The sequence below is a fragment of the Vibrio sp. M260121 genome (assembly GCF_036533715.1).
In the GTDB taxonomy this organism is placed as follows: Bacteria; Pseudomonadota; Gammaproteobacteria; order Enterobacterales; family Vibrionaceae; genus Vibrio.
Genome location: NZ_JATABF010000047.1, coordinates 1 through 25,498 on the forward strand (window position 1 = coordinate 1; position 25,498 = coordinate 25,498).

The 25,498-nt window shown below is 45.5% G+C and carries 12 protein-coding genes and 2 pseudogenes; 5 read left to right on the top strand and 9 right to left on the bottom strand.

What is annotated here, in order from left to right; translation table 11 throughout:
* Positions 1-1,817, bottom strand: a 1,817-nt coding sequence (locus QTO06_RS20920) for a phage tail tape measure protein (protein ID WP_331409650.1), incomplete at its 3' end; no start/stop codon positions are given.
* 141 nt (positions 1,818-1,958) lie between these two features.
* On the bottom strand, positions 1,959-2,402 hold the full coding sequence (locus QTO06_RS20925; protein WP_140093382.1) for a hypothetical protein: 444 nt from the start codon (positions 2,400-2,402) through the stop codon (positions 1,959-1,961).
* Between the two features lie 120 nt (positions 2,403-2,522).
* On the opposite strand from QTO06_RS20925, the gene QTO06_RS20930 reads away from it, so the two are divergent.
* The gene (locus tag QTO06_RS20930) at positions 2,523-3,773 is read left to right on the top strand and encodes a phage tail protein I (RefSeq protein ID WP_140134026.1); all 1,251 of its coding nucleotides are present in this window, start codon (positions 2,523-2,525) and stop codon (positions 3,771-3,773) included.
* Positions 3,766-5,157, top strand: a complete 1,392-nt coding sequence (locus QTO06_RS20935; RefSeq protein ID WP_031426963.1) for a phage tail protein — start codon at positions 3,766-3,768, stop codon at positions 5,155-5,157. The genes QTO06_RS20930 and QTO06_RS20935 overlap by 8 nt, the downstream gene beginning before the upstream one ends.
* A 246-nt stretch (positions 5,158-5,403) precedes the next feature.
* Here the strand turns inward: QTO06_RS20935 and QTO06_RS20940 are convergent, their stop codons facing one another.
* Positions 5,404-19,023 (bottom strand): retention module-containing protein, encoded by a 13,620-nt coding sequence (locus QTO06_RS20940; protein ID WP_331409654.1) that lies wholly within the window; start codon positions 19,021-19,023, stop codon positions 5,404-5,406.
* A 281-nt stretch (positions 19,024-19,304) separates the two neighbouring features.
* Positions 19,305-19,568, bottom strand: a complete 264-nt coding sequence (locus QTO06_RS20945) for a hypothetical protein (RefSeq protein ID WP_331409655.1) — start codon at positions 19,566-19,568, stop codon at positions 19,305-19,307.
* 322 nt (positions 19,569-19,890) lie between these two features.
* Between QTO06_RS20945 and QTO06_RS20950 the strand changes: the two genes are divergently transcribed.
* Complete coding sequence (locus QTO06_RS20950) at positions 19,891-20,139, top strand: YgjV family protein (RefSeq protein WP_005431786.1); 249 nt, start codon at positions 19,891-19,893, stop codon at positions 20,137-20,139.
* 169 nt (positions 20,140-20,308) lie between these two features.
* A complete protein-coding gene (gene cueR / locus QTO06_RS20955; RefSeq protein WP_331409656.1) occupies positions 20,309-20,695 on the top strand; it encodes a Cu(I)-responsive transcriptional regulator in 387 nt (128 codons plus the stop codon).
* 44 nt (positions 20,696-20,739) lie between these two features.
* On the opposite strand, the pseudogene vctC reads toward cueR, so the two are convergent.
* The 4 genes and pseudogenes from vctC to QTO06_RS20975 all read right to left on the bottom strand — a co-directional run bounded on the left by vctC (position 20,740) and on the right by QTO06_RS20975 (position 24,310).
* Positions 20,740-21,497, bottom strand: a pseudogene (vctC, locus tag QTO06_RS20960) (iron chelate ABC transporter ATP-binding protein VctC).
* 2 nt (positions 21,498-21,499) lie between these two features.
* Entirely contained in the window at positions 21,500-22,450 is a 951-nt protein-coding gene (gene vctG / locus QTO06_RS20965) for an iron chelate uptake ABC transporter permease subunit VctG (RefSeq protein ID WP_331409658.1), read from the bottom strand.
* A pseudogene (vctD, locus tag QTO06_RS20970) lies at positions 22,443-23,379 on the bottom strand (iron chelate uptake ABC transporter permease subunit VctD). Before vctD ends, vctG begins: the two are co-directional and overlap by 8 nt.
* A gap of 22 nt (positions 23,380-23,401) precedes the next feature.
* A complete protein-coding gene (locus tag QTO06_RS20975) occupies positions 23,402-24,310 on the bottom strand; it encodes a siderophore ABC transporter substrate-binding protein (protein ID WP_331409659.1) in 909 nt (302 codons plus the stop codon).
* 244 nt (positions 24,311-24,554) lie between these two features.
* Here QTO06_RS20975 and QTO06_RS20980 point away from each other — a divergent pair, with 244 nt between their 5' ends.
* A complete protein-coding gene (locus QTO06_RS20980) occupies positions 24,555-24,710 on the top strand; it encodes a DUF3012 domain-containing protein (protein WP_005431817.1) in 156 nt (51 codons plus the stop codon).
* Between the two features lie 86 nt (positions 24,711-24,796).
* Here QTO06_RS20980 and QTO06_RS20985 read toward each other — a convergent pair whose 3' ends face one another.
* Positions 24,797-25,477, bottom strand: a complete 681-nt coding sequence (locus QTO06_RS20985) for a Crp/Fnr family transcriptional regulator (protein ID WP_331409661.1) — start codon at positions 25,475-25,477, stop codon at positions 24,797-24,799.
* Positions 25,478-25,498: the final 21 nt, after the last annotated feature.

A 25,498-nucleotide genomic window follows, 5' to 3' on the forward strand; every position in this document is an offset into this window, starting at 1 on the left:
AGCGCTTCAATCATGGCTTTCAAGCCTTTGATGCCCACATCCTCACTCAATATCGTACCACCTGCCGCTTCGAGGATGGGCTTGACCACTCCTGGCGCTTTTTCCATCACAGGAACTAAGCTCTGCATGAATGCGGCATAGGCTTCATCAGTGCCTTGTCCTGTGTTTACCGCGTGGCGCATTCTTAACGCCGCTGTCAGGACGTTCTTGCGCTCCTTGTCATCGGTAATGGCTGCAATGGCACCTGTCGTGTTGTCATCACCGACTAGCTTGGTAAATTCACCTTGATCGCTAAATCTTTCTTGGAAACTTCCTTTTAAGCTGTCCCCTAATTTGTCATAGTTCCATACGCCAGCCTGACGACCAGCGGTTAATACAGCAGAATACTGATCCAATGATATCTTATCGCCAAGCAAAGGGGCGTATTCTGCAAAGGTATCTAAGAGGTCATGGTTGTCATCACCCGTTGTCTGTCTAATTGCCGCAATGCGCTGAGCGGCTTCATTGATGCTGACACCAAACGCCTTTGCCGTATTACCAATGGCTCTCGTTAACTCTTGTGGGTCAAAGTCAGGAAAAACTTGGTTGATTCGTACCGTTGCCGCTGTAAGCGCATTTGTATCTTTATCATCAAAGCCCTGCGTTCGAGCTAATCCCATCGCTGTAAATATTTCGCCACTGGTGGCACCATCTGCAACGAGCGACGCTCTGAACTTACGCTGCTCATCTGACTTCAGCTCTGATATATCTGTGTTAGTTTGAGCTGCGTACATGAGCATGTGCTTTGCCATGTCGTTACCACGATAAAGCGTATAACCAGCTGCAGCAGTGATACTGCCAATCACGCCGAGCTTGTCGCTAAGACCTTCCATTTGAGCACTGGCATCACCAAACTTATTGAGCGCTTGAGTTTGTTCTTTTAAGGCACTGGTGGTCTTCTCTATTTTGTTTTGCAGTTTGGCTTCTTCACTGGATAAATCGTTCACATCAATGCCAGCTTTTGATAAAGAGCTGCGCATGCGTCGTAACTCTCGTTCATTCTCATTACTTGATGATGTAAGGTCTTTATTTTGCTTTTCTAGCTTACCCAGTTCGCGTCTATGACGTTCAAACTCCGAAGTGTCGCTTGCTTCTTTCTTGAGCTTTTTAAGTGCAGCGTTGTGTTTTTCAATCGACGTTAGGGTTCTGCTTTCCGCTTTGCTTAAGTCGTTGGCATCAACGCCTACTTGTTCGAGTGCTTTGCCTAGTTTACGCAATTGACGTTCGTAATCGCGAGAGCTGGTGGTAATGTCTCGATGTTCTTTTTCTAGCTTTTGCAATGCTTGAAGTTGAGGCTCAAGCATGTCTTCACTTTGCGTGCCTTTCTTGATCTCCTTTTTGAGCTCAGCAATAGCTGCCTTCTGCTTGTCGACGGCTACTTTGCTTTGTACTTGCTGCTTTTCCAAATCACCAAGCGCTTGCTTAGCTTTTTTGTAGGCAGCAATGTCACCAACGGTTTTATTGAGACTTTTGAGCTCCGCTCCTAACCGTTTAGATTCCTGAGCAGACTCTTTGCTTTGCTTATCCAGTTGACCAAGCGCAGCTTTGTGCTTTTCAACGGCGCTAGTATTTTGCTTTTGTTGCTTTTGCAACTCTTCGAGTGCTTTTTGAGATTTTTTGAATTTAGTGATGTCACCTGTCGTTTTTTGAAGTGAATCCACTTCTTTACTCAAACGCTTAGTTTCTTGCTCGATAGCTTTTGACTTGCCTGAGAACTCGTCCTGAATGCCAACAAGAAGCTCTAGAGCATAACCGTTACTTTGTTTTCTTGTTGACATTGTTGAATCTCTCAATCATGTAGGACATCTCATGCCAGTTCATACTCATTAGCTCTGAGACTGACACATTCATCTTGGAGTTTTTATTAGATAGCGATTCAAACGCCTGGTTGAACATCTCGCTACTCATTCGAGCCAGGCTTAAGCCTTTCCCAGCATGTGCGACACGTTTGCGTAATCCTTAACGGCCAGCGAATCAACAATGCAGTCAACAGGTAGTTGAGTGCTTTCCGTTAATGCTGCTTCAGTAACTCGAACGAAATTGTTCTCTTGAGTAGTGTTCATCTCTAAAACACCAAATCGGCAAGTGTCCGCAATAAAGAAAGCGCGAACGGCATCGATGTAGACACTCTCAAATTCACCAATTGACCATTGCTCTGCATGAATGCGATCTCGAATCACAGCTTCACGCTCTCGAATCATGCAGTCATAAACCTTGTTGTTGTATTTGATAGGAGCCTTAAGTGGACAAACGTCGAACTCAACGATGCACTGACCAATGATGGAGTCTGTCATTTGAACTGCTTGCGATTGTTCCGCCATATCAGTACTTACTAATTCTGTTGTTGATGCTTCTTGAGTCATGTTTTAAACCTCTTTTAAAAGACGTTTAAAGCTTATCTGCAAACAGTCACAAGCAAGGCAGCTGCCACGCGCGCGTAATAAAGATAGATAATATTTGCCCATCAAATATTGGAGTGAATCATGCTGCCAAAAATCCTAAAAAATGACATTCGAATGGAAGCGCTCTATGAGTTGACCGTCGAAGAATTTAACTCATTGCGGACTGTGATAAAGCGATTGGACATCATGGATGTATACAACGTCGATGCATCATTTTTGCCTTGGTTAGCTTGGTGGTTTCGAGTCGATGCCTGGAATGATGGCTGGAGCGAAGAACGTCAAAGAGAATCGATAGCGAATGCTCTCATTTTACGTAAGTACAAAGGAACAATCTGGGCAGTAGAGCATGCGCTTGAATTATCTCTATTCGAAGCAACAGTTGTACCGTGGTACGAGATGCTCCCAGAGGGTGAGCGAGGCACATTCCGCATCGATGCCATGCCGAGTGATAGCCGCAGTCTAACTCAAAGTGACTACGCCACATTCATTACTCTCACTGAAAGCAACAAGCAAGGTTCGCAGCACTGGAAGGGCAACATCAAGCACGACCCTAGTTTGGGTTCTGCATATGCAGCCCCAGTCATTCGAACTCGCAAACGCTGGACTTCAAAAAGCATTGTGCCACTGTACGTCTCCGACATATCTATCGAACCATCCAGCGCAACCATTCGCGAGCATGAGGGAACGATGTTAGTGTTTACGACGGTGAGCATGAGCGATGGTACAACAACACAAGACGTGCGGTATGAATCAAGTGACCCGACTATCGCCACTGTTGACAGTGATGGCCTAGTCTCCTATGTCAGTGAGGGTTCTGTAATCATTTCAGCTATATCAACGTTTGATAATGTCAGTCGAGCTGATTGTAAAATCACAACTATCGCTATCACATTTGTTATGTCAATTGGAACTAGTACGTCAGGTGTTGGATTTAGTTCGTCTGTTCCATTCGGAGGGTTAGAACCCCGTGAGTGGCATGAGCTCGCCGATACGGATTCTCTGAAAATTCATGTTGATACATTAAAGCTAACACGAAACTCCGCCTCGGTCGGCTCTCTGCTGTACAACAAGAACTACGCTGTCGGTGCAGTATTTTCAACGATGTCGTATGGATATTGGGATTTAAAATGGAGCGGATATGACGCGGTTACATTTGAATTTATTGATAGCGACGGCAATGAACATACGAGTAAGCCAATTCCGTTTTCAGGCTCGGGTGCCAACTACAGGATTGACGAGTTTAACTACGACTTAAATACCTACGATTGGCTGTATGACCGACGAAATCAAGATGTATATATTTATGTAAAGGACGGAAGTAGCGATGTCTAACGATTACTTTTCTTATGTGACCAACCTTGGTATCAACAAAATCGAAGCGGCGTACAACGCTGGGAAAACCATCAATCTGATCGAAATGGCGATTGGTGATTCGAATGGTGCTTACGTAGAGCCCGACGCTAGTTTTACTTCACTTGTTAACGAATTTTCACGAGTAGCACTCAATGACGCATCGACAGATGGCCACTTGATTCATGTCATTTCATATATAAAACCCACAGCTGAGACAGCAGAGCAAACGCTGCGCGAATACGGCATTTATGATGATGAGGGGGATATGATTATTTATGGTGCGTATCCAGAGTCACTGATTCCAAGCCTCGACAGCGCAGAGTACCTTCAGCTAGAAGTTGAGAACATTACAGAGTTAGAGAACGCTGATGTTGTGAATGTGACAGTAAGCCCTATTGTTCCTTACGCAACAGAAACTGAAGCGGGCATCGCCAAAATCATCAAAGAGGAAGATGTTGAAGCTGGCACTGATGACTCAAAAATCTTAACCATCTTTAAAATGTTGAAGCGTACAGCATCAACGATTCGCGCTGGCGTTGTTCAACTGTCTAATAAAACGGACGGCACCAGTGAAACCCTAGCCGCAACAGAAAAAGCTGTTGGAGAAGCTAAGGCGGCTGCAGATGCAGTTCAGGATGCACTGGACGACTTCAAGGCTGAGGATAATCCGTTTCCGCAATATTTGCACAATGACGAACACGCCACACAAGCACAAGCAGAGGAAGGAACAAGCGCAGGCGTTTGGATGTCCCCACTACGAGCTCGACAGTCATTTACTGCATGGTTATCTCAACTAGTTAATGGCACAAGTCAAACAACAGGTGCCAGTGAGTATGCTCTTGGTCTTGTGAACACAAAAGCAGAAAATGCTCAAAACACAGCAGACGAGAAATGGACAGCTCAAGATGCCACCGACACACAAAAGGGCATCACGACGCTCTCTCACAAGACTAATGGCACAGACAAGACTAAAGCAGCTAGTGAGTATGCTCTTGGGCTGGTTGAGAACATCGCCCAAGAGGCTATGTTAAACGGCGGCGTTGAATATGTTTTGGTTAAATCAGGTTCGTGCGACATTCCGCTTAAAAACAGCGCGCAAGGCACATACGCTGGCACAATCTCAACGGGCCTCGCTGTAAGCAGTCGTCGCCATAGCACAAACCGTTTTAAAGTAGTTTTAAAGACTGACGGAGGCGTTGAATCATCAAGCCCATCATCATGCTCATGGGGTGGCTATGTAGTTTGCCGTGAGGTCACGTATTGGAGTAGCACGCCAACCTTGGAGCTGGATGTTTTCGCATATGGTTCAAGCATTGTCTCCGGCAATTTCTCTGGTTATGAAGTTTGGGAGCTAAAAAAATGACACATTATCAACCGCTATTGCCACCCAAGAAAATTTATTTTTATTCACCATCAAAGGAGGTCTTTATACTCACCACGAACTACGTACTATTGCCACCCGATTACATAACCATGAGCTGCGATGAAATGTTAACCAAAGAAGCAGAGCTAGCAGTCAACCAAAATGAAACTAGCTGAACACCAAAGGGGACAAACTGTAACCGCATTCTGTCTCACTTAATCCCAGATAATCCCAGGTAGTCTCACATTAAAACGTGTTATTTTTGGTTTTCCGGTTTGTTATTTTTGGTTTTACGCCGTCACCAGTACCGCTGTTGAAAGTAATGCTGCCCGAACTTGGATCGGTTAACTGAACATTGCTAACAGTGAGGTTGTCGTTTTCTACGTCTGTCGCATTCGCAATAAGATCCGCTTCAGAGATAGAGAACACACCACTGTCTTCTTCAATATCCGGTAGCGTCACTGGCGTAGTTTCCGGGGTATCGTTCACCGCTGTCACTTCAATATTGAAGCTGCCGCTGTTGGTATTTAGGGTGTCATCTACCCCACCAATCACAATACCTTCATTGCCTTGGTCATCAACTGTCACGTCCACCTGAACGTCACCAAAGAAGTTCAGGTCTGGGTTGAACTCAATCAGGCCGTTTGCAATGGCATTGTTTAGATCGGCCACAGTGCCTTTCAGCTCAACGGAATCCGTACCATCACCGCTCACGGTTAGGTTGTAAGTAGTGATGAGCGTTGGGTTGAGCTCCAAGATACCGCTGTCTACATTAACATTGAGCACATACTCTGCGTTCGGATCATCTAACACCGCATCAACGTCTGTAATGCTGAAGCCATCAAGCAGTAACGGAGTATCCTCTTGTGTTTCAACATCCACTGTATTCACGAACTCTGGGCGGTCGTTAACAGCTTCTACTTCGACATTAACATCGAACTCTTTCGGTGTGCCTAGGCTTTGACTTCCATCTAAGCCAGTATCAACGGCCTGCACTTTAAACTCTAATGTGCCATTCCAAGAATTGTCGTTGCGATCGCCAGAGTTAAAGACCACTTTATCCAGATCTTGAGCATCAATCTCTAGAACGAACACACCGCCACCTTGATCGACAAATGCAGTGCCATCGGTGAGTTCAATGCTTGCACCGTCTGGCACATTCGCGATTTCTACACGAAGTGTTTCTGGATCGTTCTCTTCATAATTCGCACCATCACCAATCGACTCTTGCTTGTCGACCACGAGAGCATTGATATTGATTTCAATGTCTTCACCCTCATTACCTGAAACTAAGGTATCTGGGTTTACATCAACATCATCACCAATTGGATCAATGATCACTTTAAAGTTGCCAGTGTGTTCCGTAGGTACTTTAAGCAACTCTTCCTGTGTGAACGCTGTAATGCCAATATCAACTTCACCACTGAAGTTTTTCGGTGGTTGGATTTGAATTGAACCCAAATCAACAGATGTTTGTGTCAAATCATTCAGTTGAATACTCCACTCACCACCACCGTTGTTTTTCACCGTGTAATCAGGAGAGCTAGAAGTAACAATAAAGTCTGTCGGTAATCCAGTAAGCTTCAAGGAAACAAACTGCTCTGAACCATCATCATCATTTAGACTCACCGATACGCCGGAGCCTGACTGCGTCAATGAAATAAGAGTATCTTCATCACCTGTGACAACAATAGGTTGAGAAGGATCTGCACCACTTATCGTAATATCATCAACCACTGGTGTGATTTCAAACGACACGTTATCAGTGAAGGTGCGAACATCGGTATCGTCGCCAGGGTTAGCAAGCGTTGTTTGATCGATGATTGCTGTATCCGTGATCTCCCCTTCGATATTAATTTGAACGGTATTTTGACCGCCACCAACTGGGTAATTCTCTTTCGGCTTGAACAACACTTCATCCAATGCGCCCGCAGCAATTTCAGCAGCACTGAACTCGATACTTGTGCCTAATGAGTTGCCACTCGCGTCAACAAACTCACCTAACGTCGTGTCATCAAGCGTGAGCTTAATGTTGGTGAGCGTCTCTCTGCCCGCTTGCAAGCTATTACGGTTGTCAGCAAAGTCGACATTCAAGTTGAGCTGAATCAAGCCGTCTTCGTAGCCAATACCATCGTTGGTTGGGACATCATTGTTAAGGTCGTTCACTGGTTGCTTGTCAGCATCTAAGCCTAACGTACCAGTAATATCGACTGTAACATCTGGTGTCACATTGCTATCAAGAGGCTGATCACCCGAAGAACCTGGGACATCCGCAACTGGCAAGATCTGAACAGGTAGCGACTCTAGCGTCGTGTTTTCATCACCCGATTGAGTATCGGTGGTAACAAACAGAACTGGCAGCGTGAAGTCACCTGCCCAGTCTTCGGCAACACGTAGGGTCAAACCATCGAGGCCAGTAATGTTGCCACTCGCATCAATCGAGGCTTGGAACACGTATTTGCCGTCAACGAAGTCAACATCAGTGCCACCAATAACTAGGCCCGGAGGTACATCAGGTGATGAAGGGTCAATAACCAGCGTTAGGACATCTTCTACGCCATCGGCATTGATGGTGGTGACTTTCGATGACAATTGCGTACCCAAATCAACAGTATTGTCTTCGTTGCCATCAATTTGAACCGTGTTATCAAGGTCAATTTCAGCTGCTACGCTGGTTTGAGGCGTGATATCTGTTGGGAACTCAAGTGTGATGTCAGTTTGACGTTGAACTGTTGCGTCTTCTTCGACCGCATCTTCACCCAAGTCGTTCACTTGTGCGTAGATGGTTAAGCCAATTGAAGAAATACCGTTGTTATCACCGTCGTCGGTGTCATCATTAGGTGTAAGATCCAAACCTGCTGGCGCAATAATCGAGAAGTTCTCTTCATCAGTGATCGTCCAGCGACCACCACCTTCATTCGATGCACCAACAATGACTAGCTGATTCAAGATTTCTGGGTCAGTAATACTGAATTGAACCACCAATTGAGTCACGACTTCATCAGAAGAATCATCAAACTCTTGATATTTGATGATGTTAGCACCGGCTTGGCCACCAGCACTGGTGTTAATCGTGAAATCGATATGGCCTTGAGCATCGGCACGAACTACATCGGTCGTTGCACCACCAGATTCTTCAACCAGAAGACGAGTTTGATCAGCGACATCACCTGTTAAGCCCTCTGGTTCAACAACCGGATTCACCTGAACATTGACTGTACCATTGATCACGGTAGATGCGATGCCCTCACCCGGATTACCTGAGTCGACATACTCTGCATCAATTTCTTTCACCGTCACCTGTGTACTCAAGTTAAAGTCAGTACTTGAGTTCGGTTCAAGCTGAACTTGAATATAGCCATCTTGAGTGATTCTGGCAGAGAAGTCTTGCTCTGACTCATTGGTTCCCGGAGTGAGCGTAATACTGCCACCTGTCACGGTTTGCGCGACACCGTCAACATAAACAGTACTACCATTTGGGAAGCCACTGATTGTTAGGGCAGCAAAGAATTCGTCCGCATCCGGGCTTTGCGTTGCTGTCGGCTCCCAATCAATATTAATGCGCGTGTCTTCGTTGCCTTCAGAGCTAACGACATAGTTGTCTTGAGCATCAATCACAGGGGCAACTTTAACGCGGATTTCACCGGTTACCTCACGCGTATGACCATCGTTCTCAGTCACGATAGTGGTTGCTGTGATGGTAATATTTTCTGTCGACGAGGCTTCAGGTCGAATAACGATGCCCGAGTTTACGTTAGCATTGGTAATGTTAGCTTCGTAAATCGGTTGGCCTGATCCATCGTATCCAACAAACGTCAGGTCGATAGAGGCACCATCGTTATCAAACAGTTCTACACCATCAGGGATATTAGACAGCAATACCGTGATGGATTCTGAACTATCAGCGGGATTGTCTTTCAGCTCTCCTGACACCACGCTAAACGCGAGATCAACTTGACCGTTCTCATCGATTTCGGCTTCGATTCCTCGAACGGTACCATCATCGAACACGTTCCAAATGCCGGTTTTATCGTTCAGTTCGATGTCTGGGATATCCGCAACACCTTTCACCGATACAATCACCGATTGCGTGCCCAAAGAACGAACGTCCTGAGCGGCGCCACCTGATAGAGAGGCGTTGTCTTTCACAATACCTTCTACGTCGAACGTGAAGTCTTCATTACTGTGTAACGGAGGAAGCACTTCAACATTAGCAAGGCTTGATTCTGGAATCTCGTAGTAAAGAACATTACCGCCACTGTCTGTAACTGTATTGATTTGGCTTGAATTTGCTGTATCAAGCCAAACTAACGTCACACCATCAATGGAGAAATTGTCGATGCGTACAAACAGTTCTTCAGAGCCATCAATATCATCTGATGGGCTCATCGTAATGACCTCGCTCAACTGAAGCGGATCGTGGTCTGTCACTGGATCGACAGTATCTTGAGTTCGAGCGTTATCCTCAAAAATGTTGATGCGATTCACCACAAAGTCTGCTTGGTCAGCAACAGGGTTAACATCAATCACAATTTCTTCGGTTTCAGAACGCGCCGTTTCTTTGCCCGCCAGAGGGTTGGTACTCTCAGTCGTAATCGCGGTTACATCTAGCTTAATTTGGCCGGAGAAGTGCTCCGAAGGATCCACTTCAACCTCGTCAATACGACTCGCATCCACTAGGTATTTGCCACCCACTTCGGTAATAGGTGTACCATCAGAGTAAACCAACGTCGCATTGGCCCCCCCCTCAGTAAAGACGAGTTCGTATACGATGGGCTCTGGGTTGCTGATATCTTGCGTGTTCGCTTCAATGTCTAACTCAACATTGTTGCCATCTTCGTCAACGGTGTAATCGAAGGTGCTGCTAGCGTTCCATGTCGCAATATCTGCAACGGCATCGACCTGGATATTTAGACGTCCACCAATCGTATGGTCTGGCGCACCATTGTTGAGAATCTCAACTGTAATTCTTGGATTAAACCCTGCATCATTGGTTGAATAATGGCGATCAGGAACAAAATACAGGTTGTCTAAGCTTACAAACTCGCCGTTAAACGACTGAATAACATTAGACGCATCAAGCACTACTGTGTTACCCACAGGGGTTAGCTCAACATAGTTACCGCTACCATCACGATAATAGAAAGTGCCGTTGTGCGTGTTCGCGTTGCGAATAGTGATATCACCTAAACTCTCGTTACGGTCGATATCATGAAGGTTCACAACGAGATCAACTTTAGCTGGAGTAATATCTAATGTTGAAAGGTTATCTTGGGTATTCGCCGAGTCTACGCCTGCAACAATACCGCCTCGACCTTGGTCTTCAAATGCTAGAACGGTTGATGTATCGATTTGAGCGTTACGGTCAGTGATTGAGATATCAACATCAGCGTCGCTGGTATCGCCGTCGCCATCGGTCGCGACAACGTTAATAGTGAAATCAATGGAATCTGTTTCTGTATGATCAAGATCGTCATTCGGACGGAAAGACACGCGGCCGTCGGTTCGTACAATCAAACGACCGATTTCGGTATCCACTCCGTCAAGAACCTTGTGAACGAACACAACTTGGTTGCTGCCGTTTAAATCAACAGAGTCCGAGTCAACACCGTTTTGCTTGAAGTAAATTCCTGAGTTATCTGCGGTAAATGAGGTAATCTCTGCACCATCAGCACCGTAATTTAGGTCCCCTTCAACCGGGTCTGTAAACAGTTGTACTGTTCGACCACCCTGACCTTCTACGCGCGAGATTGATGCATCATAAATGGTTGGAACGTCATCAGTAATAGAAACAGGCAGGGTGATTCCAGCCGTGTCACCATCAACATCTGTAGCAAATACAGGAAGGTTGAGGGTTAGCTCATCCTCCCCTTGTACAGGATGATCTAATATCCCTTCCAAGGTAAATTTGTAAGAGCCATCAGCATTCAGTTCTAAGGTGAATACTGAGTTTCCATCCGGAGTCTGCCCTTGATAGGTGTAGTTGTTGTTGCTTACTGCAGTTTGAACTAACGTCACCGCGAGGCCACCTGAAGTGACTCCCGGGATCGGATTAGAAGTAAGATCCAACTGGTAAGAGACAACGGTATCTGCCCCTTCCACCGTATCGAAATTACCCGTTGCTTCTAGGCTGTCTTTATTGGTCAACTGCGAGCCGTCAACTAAGTCATCCTCGTCTAATGAAAGCGCGTCGGCTGATGTGATTTCAGGAATATCATCAACAATGGTGATTGGAAGGTTCAGTGATGATGACGTATCACCATCAAAATCTGTAACTGTAATTGGGATATCAATGACAAGGTTGTTTTCACCTTGAACAGCGTCATGGTCGATTGGCCCCAATAGTTCAAATTGGTAGCTGTCGTTATTCGCATCAAGAGACAGCGTGAAGATCTTAGTTGATGTGCCAGTAATGACCGCTTCATAACTGGTTACACCACCAACCGAGCTCACCACATTCAACTCGATACTGTTGCCGTTGGAAGTTAACCCTGACACAACAGAATTAAGGTCGGAAACTTGATAGCTGACAATCTCATCCGCCCCATCAACAACTTCAAATCCACCAGTTAATACCGTTGAATCGCTACTTGTCGTATCAGAGCCACCAGCAAGATCATCTTCATCAACGGTTTGTTGACTAGAGTCTGTCACTTTCACAATCGCTGGAACATCGTCCACCACGGTGATCGGCAAGGTGATGTTATTGGACACATCGCCGTCAAAATCGGTCGCGTTGACTGGGAAGTTGATGACTAACGAGTTTTCATCGTTACCCGCAGGATGATCAAGTGCACCCAACAGTTCAAATTCATAACTGTCTGCTGAACCATTTAGCGTCAGTTTAAAGACGGTGTCCGTCGTACCTTGTACATAAGCTCGGTACTCAATCACACCATTTGAATTTGAAAACTCAACCAACTCAAGCGGTTGACCACCTGAGGTAAGTCCAGAAACAGGCGACGTTAAGCTATCCAACTGGAAGCTAACGATAGAGTCGGCACCATCAGTAACGTCAAAGTTGCCGACAATGATATTGGATTCTGGCGTGTCGTCCGAACCTTGGCTTGGAATATCATCCTCATCCACAGACAAGGTACTACCAGAGCTAATAGCATCAATGGTTGGTTTGTCATCTACGATCGTCACTGGCAAGGTCGCAGTGATGGTATCGTTGTCGCCATCCGTAATCTTCACAGGTAGATTCAACAAAATCTCATCAGAGTTAACCGCGTGATCTAACTGACCAGATAACTCAAATTCGTATTTACCATCTTGATGAAGTGTCAACGTGAAGACCGTCACTCCACCCGGAGTTTGTCCCACGTATACAAGCGCGTCAGCAGTTGAAGCGCCAACGTCTTGAGAAAGTGTTACCTCTTCTCCATTCGATTTCAGGTTCGGGATTGGATTTGAGCTTAGATCCAATTCGAAAGCATCAATACCATCTGCGCTAGTGACTTCGAACTCACCTGATACCGTTAATGGCTCTTTAGTACCATCAGAACCGAGAGGTAAGTCATCTTCGTCGACACGCAGACTTTCAATATTGGTAACAACTGGAACATCGTCCACAACGGTAATTGGCAATGTGAAGGCTGGTGAAGTATCACCATCATTGTCTGTCGCCGTCACAGGGAGGTTAATAACAATCTCGTTTTGCTGATTACCATCTGGATGATCAAGCGGCTTCTGTAAATCAAACTCATAGGAGTTGTTCGTTGCATCCAGCGTCAGTTCGAAAACCACTTCAGCAGGATTGCCAGCGACACCTTGGTATACGTTCACGCCGTTTGCGCTAGAAGACAGAACTAAGGTGATAGCTTCACCATCTGAAGTCAGTGACGCAACAGGGGTGGTCAGGTCACTCAGCTGAATAGAAGCGACTTGGTCAGCACCTTCGGTGATATCAAAAGTACCTGAAATAACAGTATCTTCTGCACTTGCAGCATCCGTACCTGCTGGTAGGTCATCTTCATCAACGGTTTGTTCGCTGCCTACTAGTAAACCATCAATGGTCGGAACATCATCCACAACCGTAATTGGTAAGGTGATGTTGTTCGACACGTCTCCATCAAAGTCAGTCGCGTTTATCGGTAAATTGATGACCAGTTCATTTTGGCCATCAGCATTTGGATGATCGAGAGGAGCAAGCAAATCGAACGTGTAGCTATCATCAGAGGTATCGAGGGTCACACGGAATACCGGTGTCGTCGTGCCATCAATACGAGCTTCGTAAACAGAAACGCCACCTGCGTTTGATACTTCAACCATAACCAGAGATTGACCACCAGAGGTCAGGCCTTGTACTGGCGTCGTTAGGTCAGAAACGCCGTACTCCACAATGCCATCAGAGCCATCAGTCGCGATGAAGTTACCTGCAATGCTGTTCGACTGCGTACCATCAGATCCGACTGTTGGGATATCGTCCTCGTCAACCGTTTGCACACTTGTGGCTTCGATGCCACCAAGTGTCGGTTTGTCATCAACGATCTTGACAGGAATTGTCTCAGCAGACGTGTCGCCATCAAAATCTGTTGCGATGATTGGGAAGTTAAGCGTTAACTCATCACTATCAACAGCATGATCAATTGGCCCTTCTAGCGTGAAGTTGTAAGAGCCATCAGTATTCACTGTTAGCGTAAAGACCGCTTCAGTACCCGCTGTCGCCTCGTAAGTAAAGCTTCCATCACCATTTGCAGTTTCCGTCAGTGTGACTGCCACGCCTTGTGATGTAAGGCCAGCCACTGGTGTTGCAGACGCGTCAAGCTGATAGCTCACCACTCGGTCCGAGCCTTGTGTGGTGGTGAAGTTGCCATCGATTGAAATCGGGCCAGTCTGATCTGAGCCAATCGTACTTAAGTCATCTTCATCAACGGTAATCGCATCGACATCGGTAATAGTTGGCTTATCATCCACGATGGTGACTGGGATCGTTTCTGTGGTGGTATCACCATCAAAATCCGTTGCGATGATTGGGAAGTTCAGTGTCAGTTCATCACTGTCTGTCGCATGGTCGATTGGACCTTGAAGCGTGAAGTTGTATGAGCCATCCGTATTCACGGTCAGCGTAAATACGGCTTCAGTTCCTGCTATCGCTTCATAAGTGTAGCTACCGTCGCCGTTTGCAGTTTCCGTCAGGGTCACTGCCACACCTTGTGATGTTAGGCCATCAACTGGCGTTGCAGCAGCATCCAATTGGTAGCTTACTACCCCATCAGAGCCTTGCGTTGTAGTGAAGTTGCCATCGATTGAAATTGGATCTGAGCCGTCAGAGCCAATCGTCGCTAAATCATCTTCATCCACACGGATTGCGTCTACGTCAGTGATCGTTGGTTTATCATCAACGATGGTGACAGGCAATGTTTCTGTCGACGTATCGCCATCAAAATCTGTCGCGATAATCGGGAAATCAATTTGTAGGCTGTCGCTATTCACCGCATGGTCTAGTGGGCCTTGCAGAGTAAAGGTGTAGCTGCCGTCTGGCTTCACCAACAATTCAAATACGGCATTGCCATCTGCTGTAGCAGTGTAAGTAAAGCTACCATCACCATTTGCCGTCTCAGCAAGCACGACAGGATCACCATGAGAGGTTAACCCTGATACTGGATCTGCTGTTGCATCAAGCTGGTATTTAACAACGCTGTCCGAGCCTTCCGTTGTGGTGAAAGAACCCGACATAAACGCATCATCGTTTTGGTCTGATCCAATTGTGGCAAGGTCATCTTCATCCACCGTGAGTGGAACAACGTTGTCGATGGTTGGAACGTCATCAGTAATCGTGACGGGAATGGTCGCGGTTGTCGTATCACCGTCAAAGTCTGTTGCAATGATTGGGAAGTTCAGAACTAATTCATCGCTGTTTAACGCGTGATCAACCGGACCTTCCAGACGGAAGTTGTATGTGCCATCAGCATTCACATTCATGGTGAAGACCGGATTGCCATCCGCGGTAGCCACGTAAGTGAAGCTGCCATCGACATTTGCAGTCTCTACCAAAGTAACAGGCTCACCTTGAGAGGTTAACCCCAAAACAGGATCGGCCGTTGAATCAAGTTGGTAGCTCACCACACTGTCTGAACCTTGAGTAGTCGTGAACGCGCCTTCAACAAACACTGCGTCACTTTGGTCTGAGCCAATGCCTGATAGATCATCTTCGTCTACAGCCAGAGGCACAACATTATCGATGATTGGTGCATCATCCGTAATGGTGACTGGAATGGTTGCCGAAGTCGTATCACCATCAAAGTCGGTGGCAATAATTGGGAAATCAATAGTCAGGCTGTCGCTGTTGGCGGCATGGTCAATCGGGCCTTGCAGCGTAAAGTCGTACGTACCATCTGTTGCTACATTCAACGTGAAGACAGGATTGCCATCTGCGGTCGCAACATAGGTAAAGCTGCCGTCACCATTCGCGGTTTCCACCAAGGTAATCGCCTCACCTTGAGACGTTAGCCCCGCAACAGGATCAGTAGTTGAATCCAGTTGGTAGCTCACCACTCGGTCAGAGCCTTGAGTGGTCGTAAACGCGCCTTCAACAAACAGATCGCCGCCTGGGTCTGAGCCCACACCGCTAAGGTCGTCTTCATCGACACTCAACGCATCCACCGCTGTAATGGCCGGTACATCATCAACAATCGTGACTGGAATGGTTTCAGTAACGGTGTCGCCATCAAAGTCGGTTGCGATAATTGGGAAGTTAAGTGTCAACTCGTCACTATCAACCGCGTGATCAATCGGCCCTTCTAGCGTGAAGTTGTAAGAACCATCAGTATTTACAGTCAGCGTAAAGACCGCTTCAGACCCCGCTGTTGCTTCGTAGGTAAAGCTGCCATCACCGTTTGCGGTTTCTGTTAGCGTTACCGCTACACCCTGCGACGTTAAACCGTCCACTGGTGTTGCAGAAGCATCAAGTTGGTAGCTCACTACTCGGTCAGAGCCTTGTGTCGTAGTAAACGCGCCATCAATAGAAATGGGATTGCTTTGGTCTGAGCCAATTGACGCTAGATCATCTTCATCAACCGTGATTGCGTCGACGTCAGTAATCACTGGCTTATCGTCCACGATCGTCACAGGGATAGTGGCGTTTGTGGTATCGCCATCAAAGTCGGTCGCGATGATTGGGAAGTTGAGCGTCAACTCGTCGCTATCAACAGCATGATCGATTGGGCCTTCAAGCGTGAAGTTATAGCTTCCATCAGTATTCACTGTCAGTGTAAAGACCGACTCAGTGCCTGCTGTTGCTTGGTAGGTAAAGCTGCCATCACCGTTTGCGGTTTCAGTTAGCGTGACTGCCACGCCTTGTGATGTAAGGCCGTCAACTGGTGTTGCAGAAGCATCGAGCTGATAACTCACCACTCGGTCCGAGCCTTGTGTGGTGGTGAAGTTGCCATCAATTGAAATCGGGTCAGTCTGATCTGAGCCAATCGTACCTAAATCATCTTCATCAACGGTAATCGCATCGACATCGGTAATGATTGGCTTATCATCCACGATGGTTACTGGGATCGTTTCTGTGGTGGTATCACCATCAAAGTCCGTTGCGATAATTGGGAAGTTCAGTGTCAGCTCATCACTGTCTGACGCATGATCGATTGGACCTTGCAGCGTGAAGTTGTATGAACCATCCGTATTAACGGTCAGCGTAAATACGGCTTCAGTTCCGGCTGTCGCTTCATAAGTGTAGCTACCGTCGCCGTTTGCAGTTTCCGTCAGCGTCACGGCCACACCTTGTGATGTAAGGCCGTCAACTGGTGTTGCAGAAGCATCGAGCTGATAACTCACCACTCGGTCAGAGCCTTGTGTGGTGGTGAAGTTGCCATCAATTGAAATCGGGTCAGTCTGATCAGAGCCAATCGTTCCCAAATCATCTTCATCAACGGTAATCGCATCTACATCAGTAATGGTCGGCTTATCATCCACGATGGTAACAGGCAATACGATTTGACTTGTGTCACCATCGAAATCGGTAGCAATAACATTAAAATCGAGGGCTAAGCTGTCGCTATTTGCCGCATGGTCGATTGGACCTTGCAGCTCAAAACTGTACGAGCCGTCGGTATTCAAAATTAATGTGAAGACTGCGCTGCCATTTGCCGTTGCGCTGTAGGTATAACTGCCGTCTGCATTTTGCGTTTCGGCAATGGAGACGGTTTGCCCTTGAGATTGCAGGCCATTTAAAGGATCAGCATTTACATCCAACTGGTACTTTACGACGCCATCAGAGCCCTGAGTTGTCGTGAAACTGCCTTGCGCGAGCACAGAATCACTTTGATCGGAGCCGATGCTTGATAAATCATCTTCATCGATGGCTAGTGCATCAACGCCATCAATCGAAGGAACGTCATCTTGAACTTGAATGACAATTTGCGCTGCTTCTGGTGTGTTCGAACCTTCGGTAATCGAGGAGCGATCGCCATCTGCATCTACCGCATAAAGTGGCAGTGAGAAAGTAAGCGAGTCATCGTTAGCACCCGTATGGTCAAGTTGTTCATACAAATTGAATTGGTATTCGCCCAATGCAGGTGCATCAATCGCCACATCAAATACGGTGATACGCACGCCATCCAGCTCGATGAAGCCTTCGTAAGTGCGCACGCCGTTACTCTCGGACGCAAGTTCCAGTTGAACAACCTGCCCTTGAGATTGGAGTTCTCCACCAACATTAAACTCTGTAGGTTCCAACTCATAGTGCTCAATGATGTCACTTCCGAGCGCTGTCATGATCGACCCAGTACCACTTGTTAGTACCGCGCCTTCCTGTGAACCTTGGTCAACCCCCGCCTCGTCTAAAGACAATCCCGTGACGTTTTCAATCACTGGATCATCGCCATCAATAACGGTTGTTGTGAAATCGATAGACGCTTGAGTGCTGTTACCACCAATATCTGCGCCTGTAATATCAAAAGCGATATTGATTTGATCGCCGACGATCGATACTTGGCCATCAGCAACAGACGCGACGTGGTCAATACCCTGGCTAACCGTGGTAACGACCTCTAACTCTAAATCACGGCCTAAAGATGTCGCTTCGATCTCGATACGAAGTACTTCGTTACCTTCTTGGGTACCGATAATGGCATTTTGCGCTTCGTCATAAACGAACACTACTGGCTGACCACCAGAAGTAATATCACTGTTAAGCTCAGTTAACAGCGACTCTAATGAGGACGTCTCAGGTACAAATGAAGCAGCATCAAGTGCGAGATCACCAGCTTCAACCTGCACAGTGGAAGAAATGGTTTGCGGGTAGCTTGATAGAGAAATGGAGCCTTCTACTACTTGAGAAGAAAGAGATTGGCCACCATCGGCAAAAACCGTGACATTTAAGCCGTCAGGATCATCTTCAGTATCCGTGTTACCTGTCGGAGCTGAGGTTTCAAAAAACGTTGAGGCCAATACTTCAGGGTTATTGTATTCAACAGTAACAAAGCCCGCATTCGCAGAACCGGAACCACCGCCTCCGCCAGGACCTGCAGCAGTTGCTTCTAAAATGGCGGTAGGGTCGGCACCTTCCAAAATGGCTTGTTGAATCGCAGCCACGTCTTCTGCACCAAACTCAGCGTTTGCCGCTGCCGTTGGGTCAACATTGACTTGTCCGTCAACAGGCGCTTGAACGACCGCTTCCGTCGGTGCAGCTTCAGATGTCGGCGCTGGTATGCACGCCACACAATTCTCGTCTATTAGATAAAGAGAACCTTCCGCTATCACTTCAATTGAAGCGCCATTTTCCGTGATGATTACATCACCCGGGACCAATACATCTCCGACGTTAATCGCTCTAACCTTCCCCTCAAGGTTTAAAGCGTAAACATCCCCTTTGACAGCATCTACTAATACTTCTTGCGGCACAGCTTGTGTACTCATCTGACCCCCGCTAAATGGCTAACGTCTTAACGCTAGATCTTTATAAATTATTCTAGTTTATCGAAATGTGATTTACATATTCTCATAGGTCGATTTAACTAACTATTGCGTCAATAAACAATCATATTTTGCAGTTTCGTTAATGGTCAGATACGAAAACTGCACCTAGTCACAATTATGTGAAACCAAAAAAGCACTAAAATACCAACCAAAAATATGAAAACAATAGACTATTAATGAAAGCTTAGTATTTATAAATAAAAAGACGAAGTGACGTGAAATTATGAAGTTAAAACTAGTCCGCCCGTACCGATAAGAAGCGGCAAAAATGCGAACAAAATGTCGTAGCTTGAAGATCGTTTCGCAAGTCGGATAAGGAAAGGTGAAGAGAAAAACATCACCATCAAATACTGAACGACATAGTCAGACGGAATCAGAATCAACATCAGAACATGTGTTAATACGTGGATAGACACTCCCCACGAATGAGGTTTGGTACGCATCATCAAGGCAAATGAAAACAAAAAGCTAATGGCAACAGGCATAAATTACACTTAATCAATAATAATTCTCATTTTCAATGTTATGTTATCGTCCTTATTCCTTCAACTCAGTTTTGTCTATTGTTTACATCGGTATTATCAATCAACATAATAAGTAAAATTATCAATGAATTTTTTCCTAAACGTTTGCGTAATCGCTAACCTTCTCTTAACCTTGATTTGAGGCTTTCATCACGGTTTTTCCATTGCTATAGTTCATCCATCAAAACGAACAAGACCATTCGAGGCATGGAGCTTCCTCGTTAATCTCAAGATGAGAAGAAGTGGTACCGACAAAATTCGGCAGATTTAAGAGGGTCAAATAATGGAAATGAACATGGTTGAGATTCTAGGCTACGCGGCTTCTATCATGGTTGCTATCTCACTAACTATGAAAGATATCGTTAAGCTTCGTATCCTTAACTTTATCGGCTGCGCACTTTTTACAGCGTACGGTTTGATGATCGATTCATGGCCAGTAGTTCTAACTAACGGCTTTATTGCATGTGTTAACGTGTACTTCCTTGCTAAAATGCAGCAGGAAAAAAAAAGCCTAGCGCCTGAAGAAGCCTAGGAAAAACGATTTTGGAAAGCCCGTAAGTATCATGCTTACGGGCTTTTTTGTTTGCCAAATTTTCAGCACACTGAATCGACGGACGAAAAACAACATTAAAAGTCGTTTTTGAACATCAACACTTGGCGTTATACTCGCGAGAAAGGTTATCTGAAATACAGAGGTCATCATGAATATTGGTGCAGTTGCGAAATTAACAGGGTTGTCTTCTAAGTCGATTCGTATGTACGAAGACAAAGGCATCATCTCGTCACCAGCTCGCAACGATTCAGGCTATCGCGAATATTCTGACAAACACATCCAAGAGCTCAACCTTGTTTCCCGAGCGAAAAACGCAGGATTTTCACTGCAAGAATGCAAAGAATTTGTGCAACTGGCGCACAATCCAAATCGCAAGAGCAGCGAAGTGAAAGCGCGTACGATGGATAAACTTCATGAAGTGGAGCAAAAGATCGCTCACTTGTTGGAGATTAAAAAGCAATTAGAAGGTTGGGTTTCATCTTGCCCAGGCGATGCCGAGAGCCGATGTCCAATCATTGACGAGCTCACCAAGTAAGCTCGCCAACATTTCCATTTCGTTTTAATTTAATGAACATAGCTTTAATGGTAAGTGCACATACGCTTGCCATTGAGTTTAATTATATTAAAAGGTGTCTCGTAGATATCTTCGAACGTGGATGCCTGAATCACCTTCTCTACCTTGCCAGTAGCAACCACTTTGCCCTTCTTCAACGCCAGGATCTTGTCGGAGTAACAAGCCGCAAAGTTAATATCATGAATCCACTACGACCATAGCTTTATTCATATCGTGAGCAAGGCGCTGAACAACTCTCATGATCTGCAATGAATGTTTGATATCAAGGTTATTCAATGGCTCATCAAGGAAAACATAATCGGTATCTTGTGCAATCACCATCGCAATAAACGCCAACTGTCGTTGACCACCACTTAATTCATCTAAGAACTTATCTTGAATTTCTTTTAGGTCTAAGTAGTCGATTGCTTGGTCGATGATCGCATGGTCATCTTTGGACAAGTTGCCTTTTGAATAAGGGAATCGTCCAAATGAGACCAACTCTTTGACAGTAAAACGCATCGTAATCGTGTTTGCTTGGCGTAGCACCGCCAAGTTTTTCGCGAGCTCTTTGGTATCCCATTCAGCAATCTCTTTGCAATCAATCATGACACTCCCGCCATCTCGATCGGTCAATCGCGATGCCATCGAGAGCAAGGTACTCTTCCCTGCCCCATTAGGGACCAATAATCGATGTCACCTTCCCTTTCTCAAATTGGGTATCCGCGCCATCAACCACTTTGTTGGAACCAAATGCTTTGGTTAATTTATCTATAACTATCATGTTTATACGACTTTGTTTTTCAGCAGTAGATACAAGAAGTAGATACCACCAATAAAGTTAATCACCACGCTCAGCGTCGTTTCAAATGAAAACAGGTTTTCTATAATCCACTGCCCCGACAACAAGGCACAAATTGCCATCAATGAACAACCGACTAACAAGATACGATGCTGGTAAGAGTGGAACATTTCACGGCTCAAATTCGTCACCAATAAGCCAAAGAACATGATGGGCCCAACCAACGCAGTAGAAATAGCGATGAGCACCGCAGAGAGAACAAAAACGTTGCGCGTCACATTAGGGACATCAACCCCAAGACTCTTAGCATTGTCTTGGTCTAGCCAAAAAACATCTAAAGTACGATGCATGCGATACAACAACCAGCAAACGATGAGCAATATTGGTGAACTGAGATACACCAAGTTCACCTTCACATTATTGAAACTCGCGTACAGTTTAGATTGCACAAACGCAAAAGTATTTGGGTCCATAAGAAAGGAAAAGAACACCGCAATGTTGTTAAACAACTGCCCAAAGATCAGCCCAACCAATAGCAAAGTGATGAGGTTGCGCCCGCCTTTTGAAAAATAAAACCCAAACAGCAATAGCGAAAATCCCACCATGACCAGCACAGCAATCGAGAAGTTGATGTAGACATTCAGAACGAGAGCGCTTAAACCACCAAACAACAAAACAATCAGTACTTGCGTTAACACATACAACGCATCAAACCCCATGATGCTTGGAGTAAGAATCCGGTTGTGGGTAATGGTTTGGAACACCAACGAAGATTGAGCAATCGCAATACCCGCCAATACCATAGCTAACACTTTAGGCACACGTCGCGACAAAAAGTACTGGTAGTTATCTGCTGTTAAGCCAATACCAATAAACAAAAAAGCAAAAAGCAGCGCGACGGCTGCCAATAAGAACAGTTTCTTGGAATCACGCATTTTGCTTACCTCGCAACAACATCGCGATAAACACCACACCGCCCAAGATACTGATTACAATTGAAATCGGCATTTCATGAGGGAAGATGATCAATCGGCTAACCAAGTCACACGCCAAAACTAGTATTGCCCCGTACATAGCGGTAAGCGGGATATTGCGTTTGAGATTGTCACCGTAGAAGTAACTGACTAAGTTTGGAACGATGAGCCCTAGAAACGGCAGTTGACCTACAATCATCACCACACTGGCTGACATTACCGACACCAAAAGTACGCCTAACGTCACCACTTGCTGATAGTTCAGCCCAAGGTTTACTGCAAAGTCTTTACCAATGCCAACCGCAGAAATGCGTGCCGCAAATAGGTAACTTAAAAGAGCGACGGGAACAGCAAGATAAAGCAGCTCAAAATCCCCACGCAAAATGTTTGCAAAGTTTGCCACGCTCCATGCTGACAGGCTTTGTAGTGCATCGTATTTGTAGGCAATGAAAGTAGTGACAGCGTCAACAACGTTACCAAAGATAATGCCCACGAGCGGCACAAACACGACGCTTTTGAATTGAATACGTTGAATGAACTGGACGAACATCAAGGTACCCAGGATAGAGACAGCAAAGACAAGCCAAAGCTGTTCGCCATTACCAAAAAACACCACACTCATCACGTAACCAAGCATGGCACACTCAATCGTGCCTGTTGTTGAAGGCGCGGCGAATCGGTTTTGGCTAATTTGCTGCATCACTAATCCAGCGATGCTCAGCCCTGCTCCAGCAAGAAGAATGGCAAATAAACGTGGAACCCGGCTAGTAAAGAAAAGTTCTAGTGCTTTTGCATTGCCCGAAAACAACTGTTGGGGTGTCATATTTGCCACCCCCAACAAACAACGATGCAACGCTTAGAACAACAAGAACAAGCAATAACTTTTTCAAAGTTAACCTCAGCGTACTTCGCTTACAGATCGATGGTGTGTTTAATTTCACTCACCATCTTTTCTGTGGCAGTTACACCGGACATCGCTAAGTACCAAGCATCAACGTCTAGGAAGGTAACTTTCTTGTTCTTGTAAGCCGAAGTTGCTTTAACCAAATCGTTATCCAACGCTTTAGCGAGGTCATTGTCAGACTTTGCGTGAAGTGTGTTTCTATCAATAACGAGGATGTTTTTCGGGTTGGCTTCGCGAATAAACTCATAAGAAATGACGTCACCATGCGTGCCCGTTTTGAGATTCTTCACAGTCTCTGAAAAGCCAAAATCTGAGTAAATCGTGCCAAAACGAGATTTCGCACCAAATGCACTGATGTTGTCACCAATGCTTAGAATTGTGAGTGCATCATTATTGTTGGTTTGGCTGTAATCACGAATCGCCTTGAACTGTGCATCCAGGTTTTCAATTTTTTGTTCAACCTTTTCTTCCATATTGAAGATCTTGCCAACGTTGCGCCATTGCGCTTTTGTGCCCTGCCAGTAGCCTTCATTCTCACCTGATGCGAGCACAACTGTTGGTGCTATTTCACTTAACTCATCGTATTTTGACGAACCGCGAGGACCAACCAAAATCAAGTCCGGCTTTTGCATGTAGATGGTTTCAAAGTCTGGTTCGAAAAGACTACCTGCCGATGTGTAATGAGTCTTGCTGTATTTAGATAAGTACTTTGGAAGATGGGAGGCGTTCGATACCGCTACTGGATCGATGCCAAAACTATCCAGCATATCGAGCGGGCCAAAGCCAATCACAACCACTCGTTTGGGGGATTGTTCAACTTCTGTCGTTCCCATGTAATGGTCAATTTTGACGGTTGCAGCAAAAGAAGGTGAAATTATAAGCAGCGAAAGAATTGCCGCACTGACGAGTTTTTCCACTTTCAAGCCTTAATGAGATCCGTTATCATGCGCATTCGCAATATATCCTTACTCAAACAGGCATTCAACCAATTATTCGATAAGTTTACATTCGTTACACTTTTAAATAGGCTTATTAAATCAAAAAATTACACCATACAGATATCTAATTTGAGACGGTAAGCGCAAAGTTGTCATTTTGATATTTATCAACTCAGTGAATGTTTATACTAGGTTTAAATGACTCACTAGAAAGGACTAGATAATGAAGAAGTTAGCATTGGTTTTATTTGTCGCTGCACAATTGATGGCTTGTACTGAAGTTGGTAGTGAAGCATGGTGTAACGATATGAAAGAAAAGCCAAAAGGCGAATGGACAGCAAACGAAGCGTCTGACTTTGCTAAGCACTGCGTTTTCTAATTCCAAAATAAGCGCTTATCGCTCTTAGCAAAAAATGCTCATGATGACCCACAACATTTTGTATTTCGGAATTCAAACGTTGTGGGTTATTCGTAGGCACCAATAAATGCTTTTAGTGCCGTTTCATCAACAATCTCAAGCCCCTGCTCGCCTTTTCTGATCAAACCTTTGTCCATCAGATCTTTTACCGCTCGGCGATAAACACGCCCCGAAGTGCCAAATCTTTCGGCTTCTTGGTTTACTTTGCCAAATCCACCCAACAAGGTATTGGTCTGTTTTTGCACCAACAAATCATAAGCAATGTTGTAAGTAATTGGGTGTAACAATCGATTGGTGTAGATGTCCATTGAATCCTGATAATCCTCCGCCAAAGCAGAAGCAAAGAAGAACATCATGTCAGGTTGCTGATGCAGCGCCTCAGTCAGTTTTTGAATACAGATGATATCCACTTGCATGTGTTCATCAGCTACCACATTCCATTGGCAAGGCGTTTGCGTAAAGTACTCCATTTCACCATAGATATGATAGTCGCAATTGGCTTCACCCAATTGGAAACGGCGACCGTTGGCTGCAATGATACTCATCGAAACTCGCCCCACTGGCACAACATACAGATATTGAAGCTGCTCACCTTGGCGAAGGATCTCTTCACCAGAGTCAAAGTATCGACTGCCGACTTGGCATTGATAGATTAAGTCGCGAAACTCAGCACTTTTCTGTTCTAAAAAGCTTTTGAAACGTCCGGTTGGGTAAGGGCTGATTTTCACGTGAGTTTCTCTTTAATGACA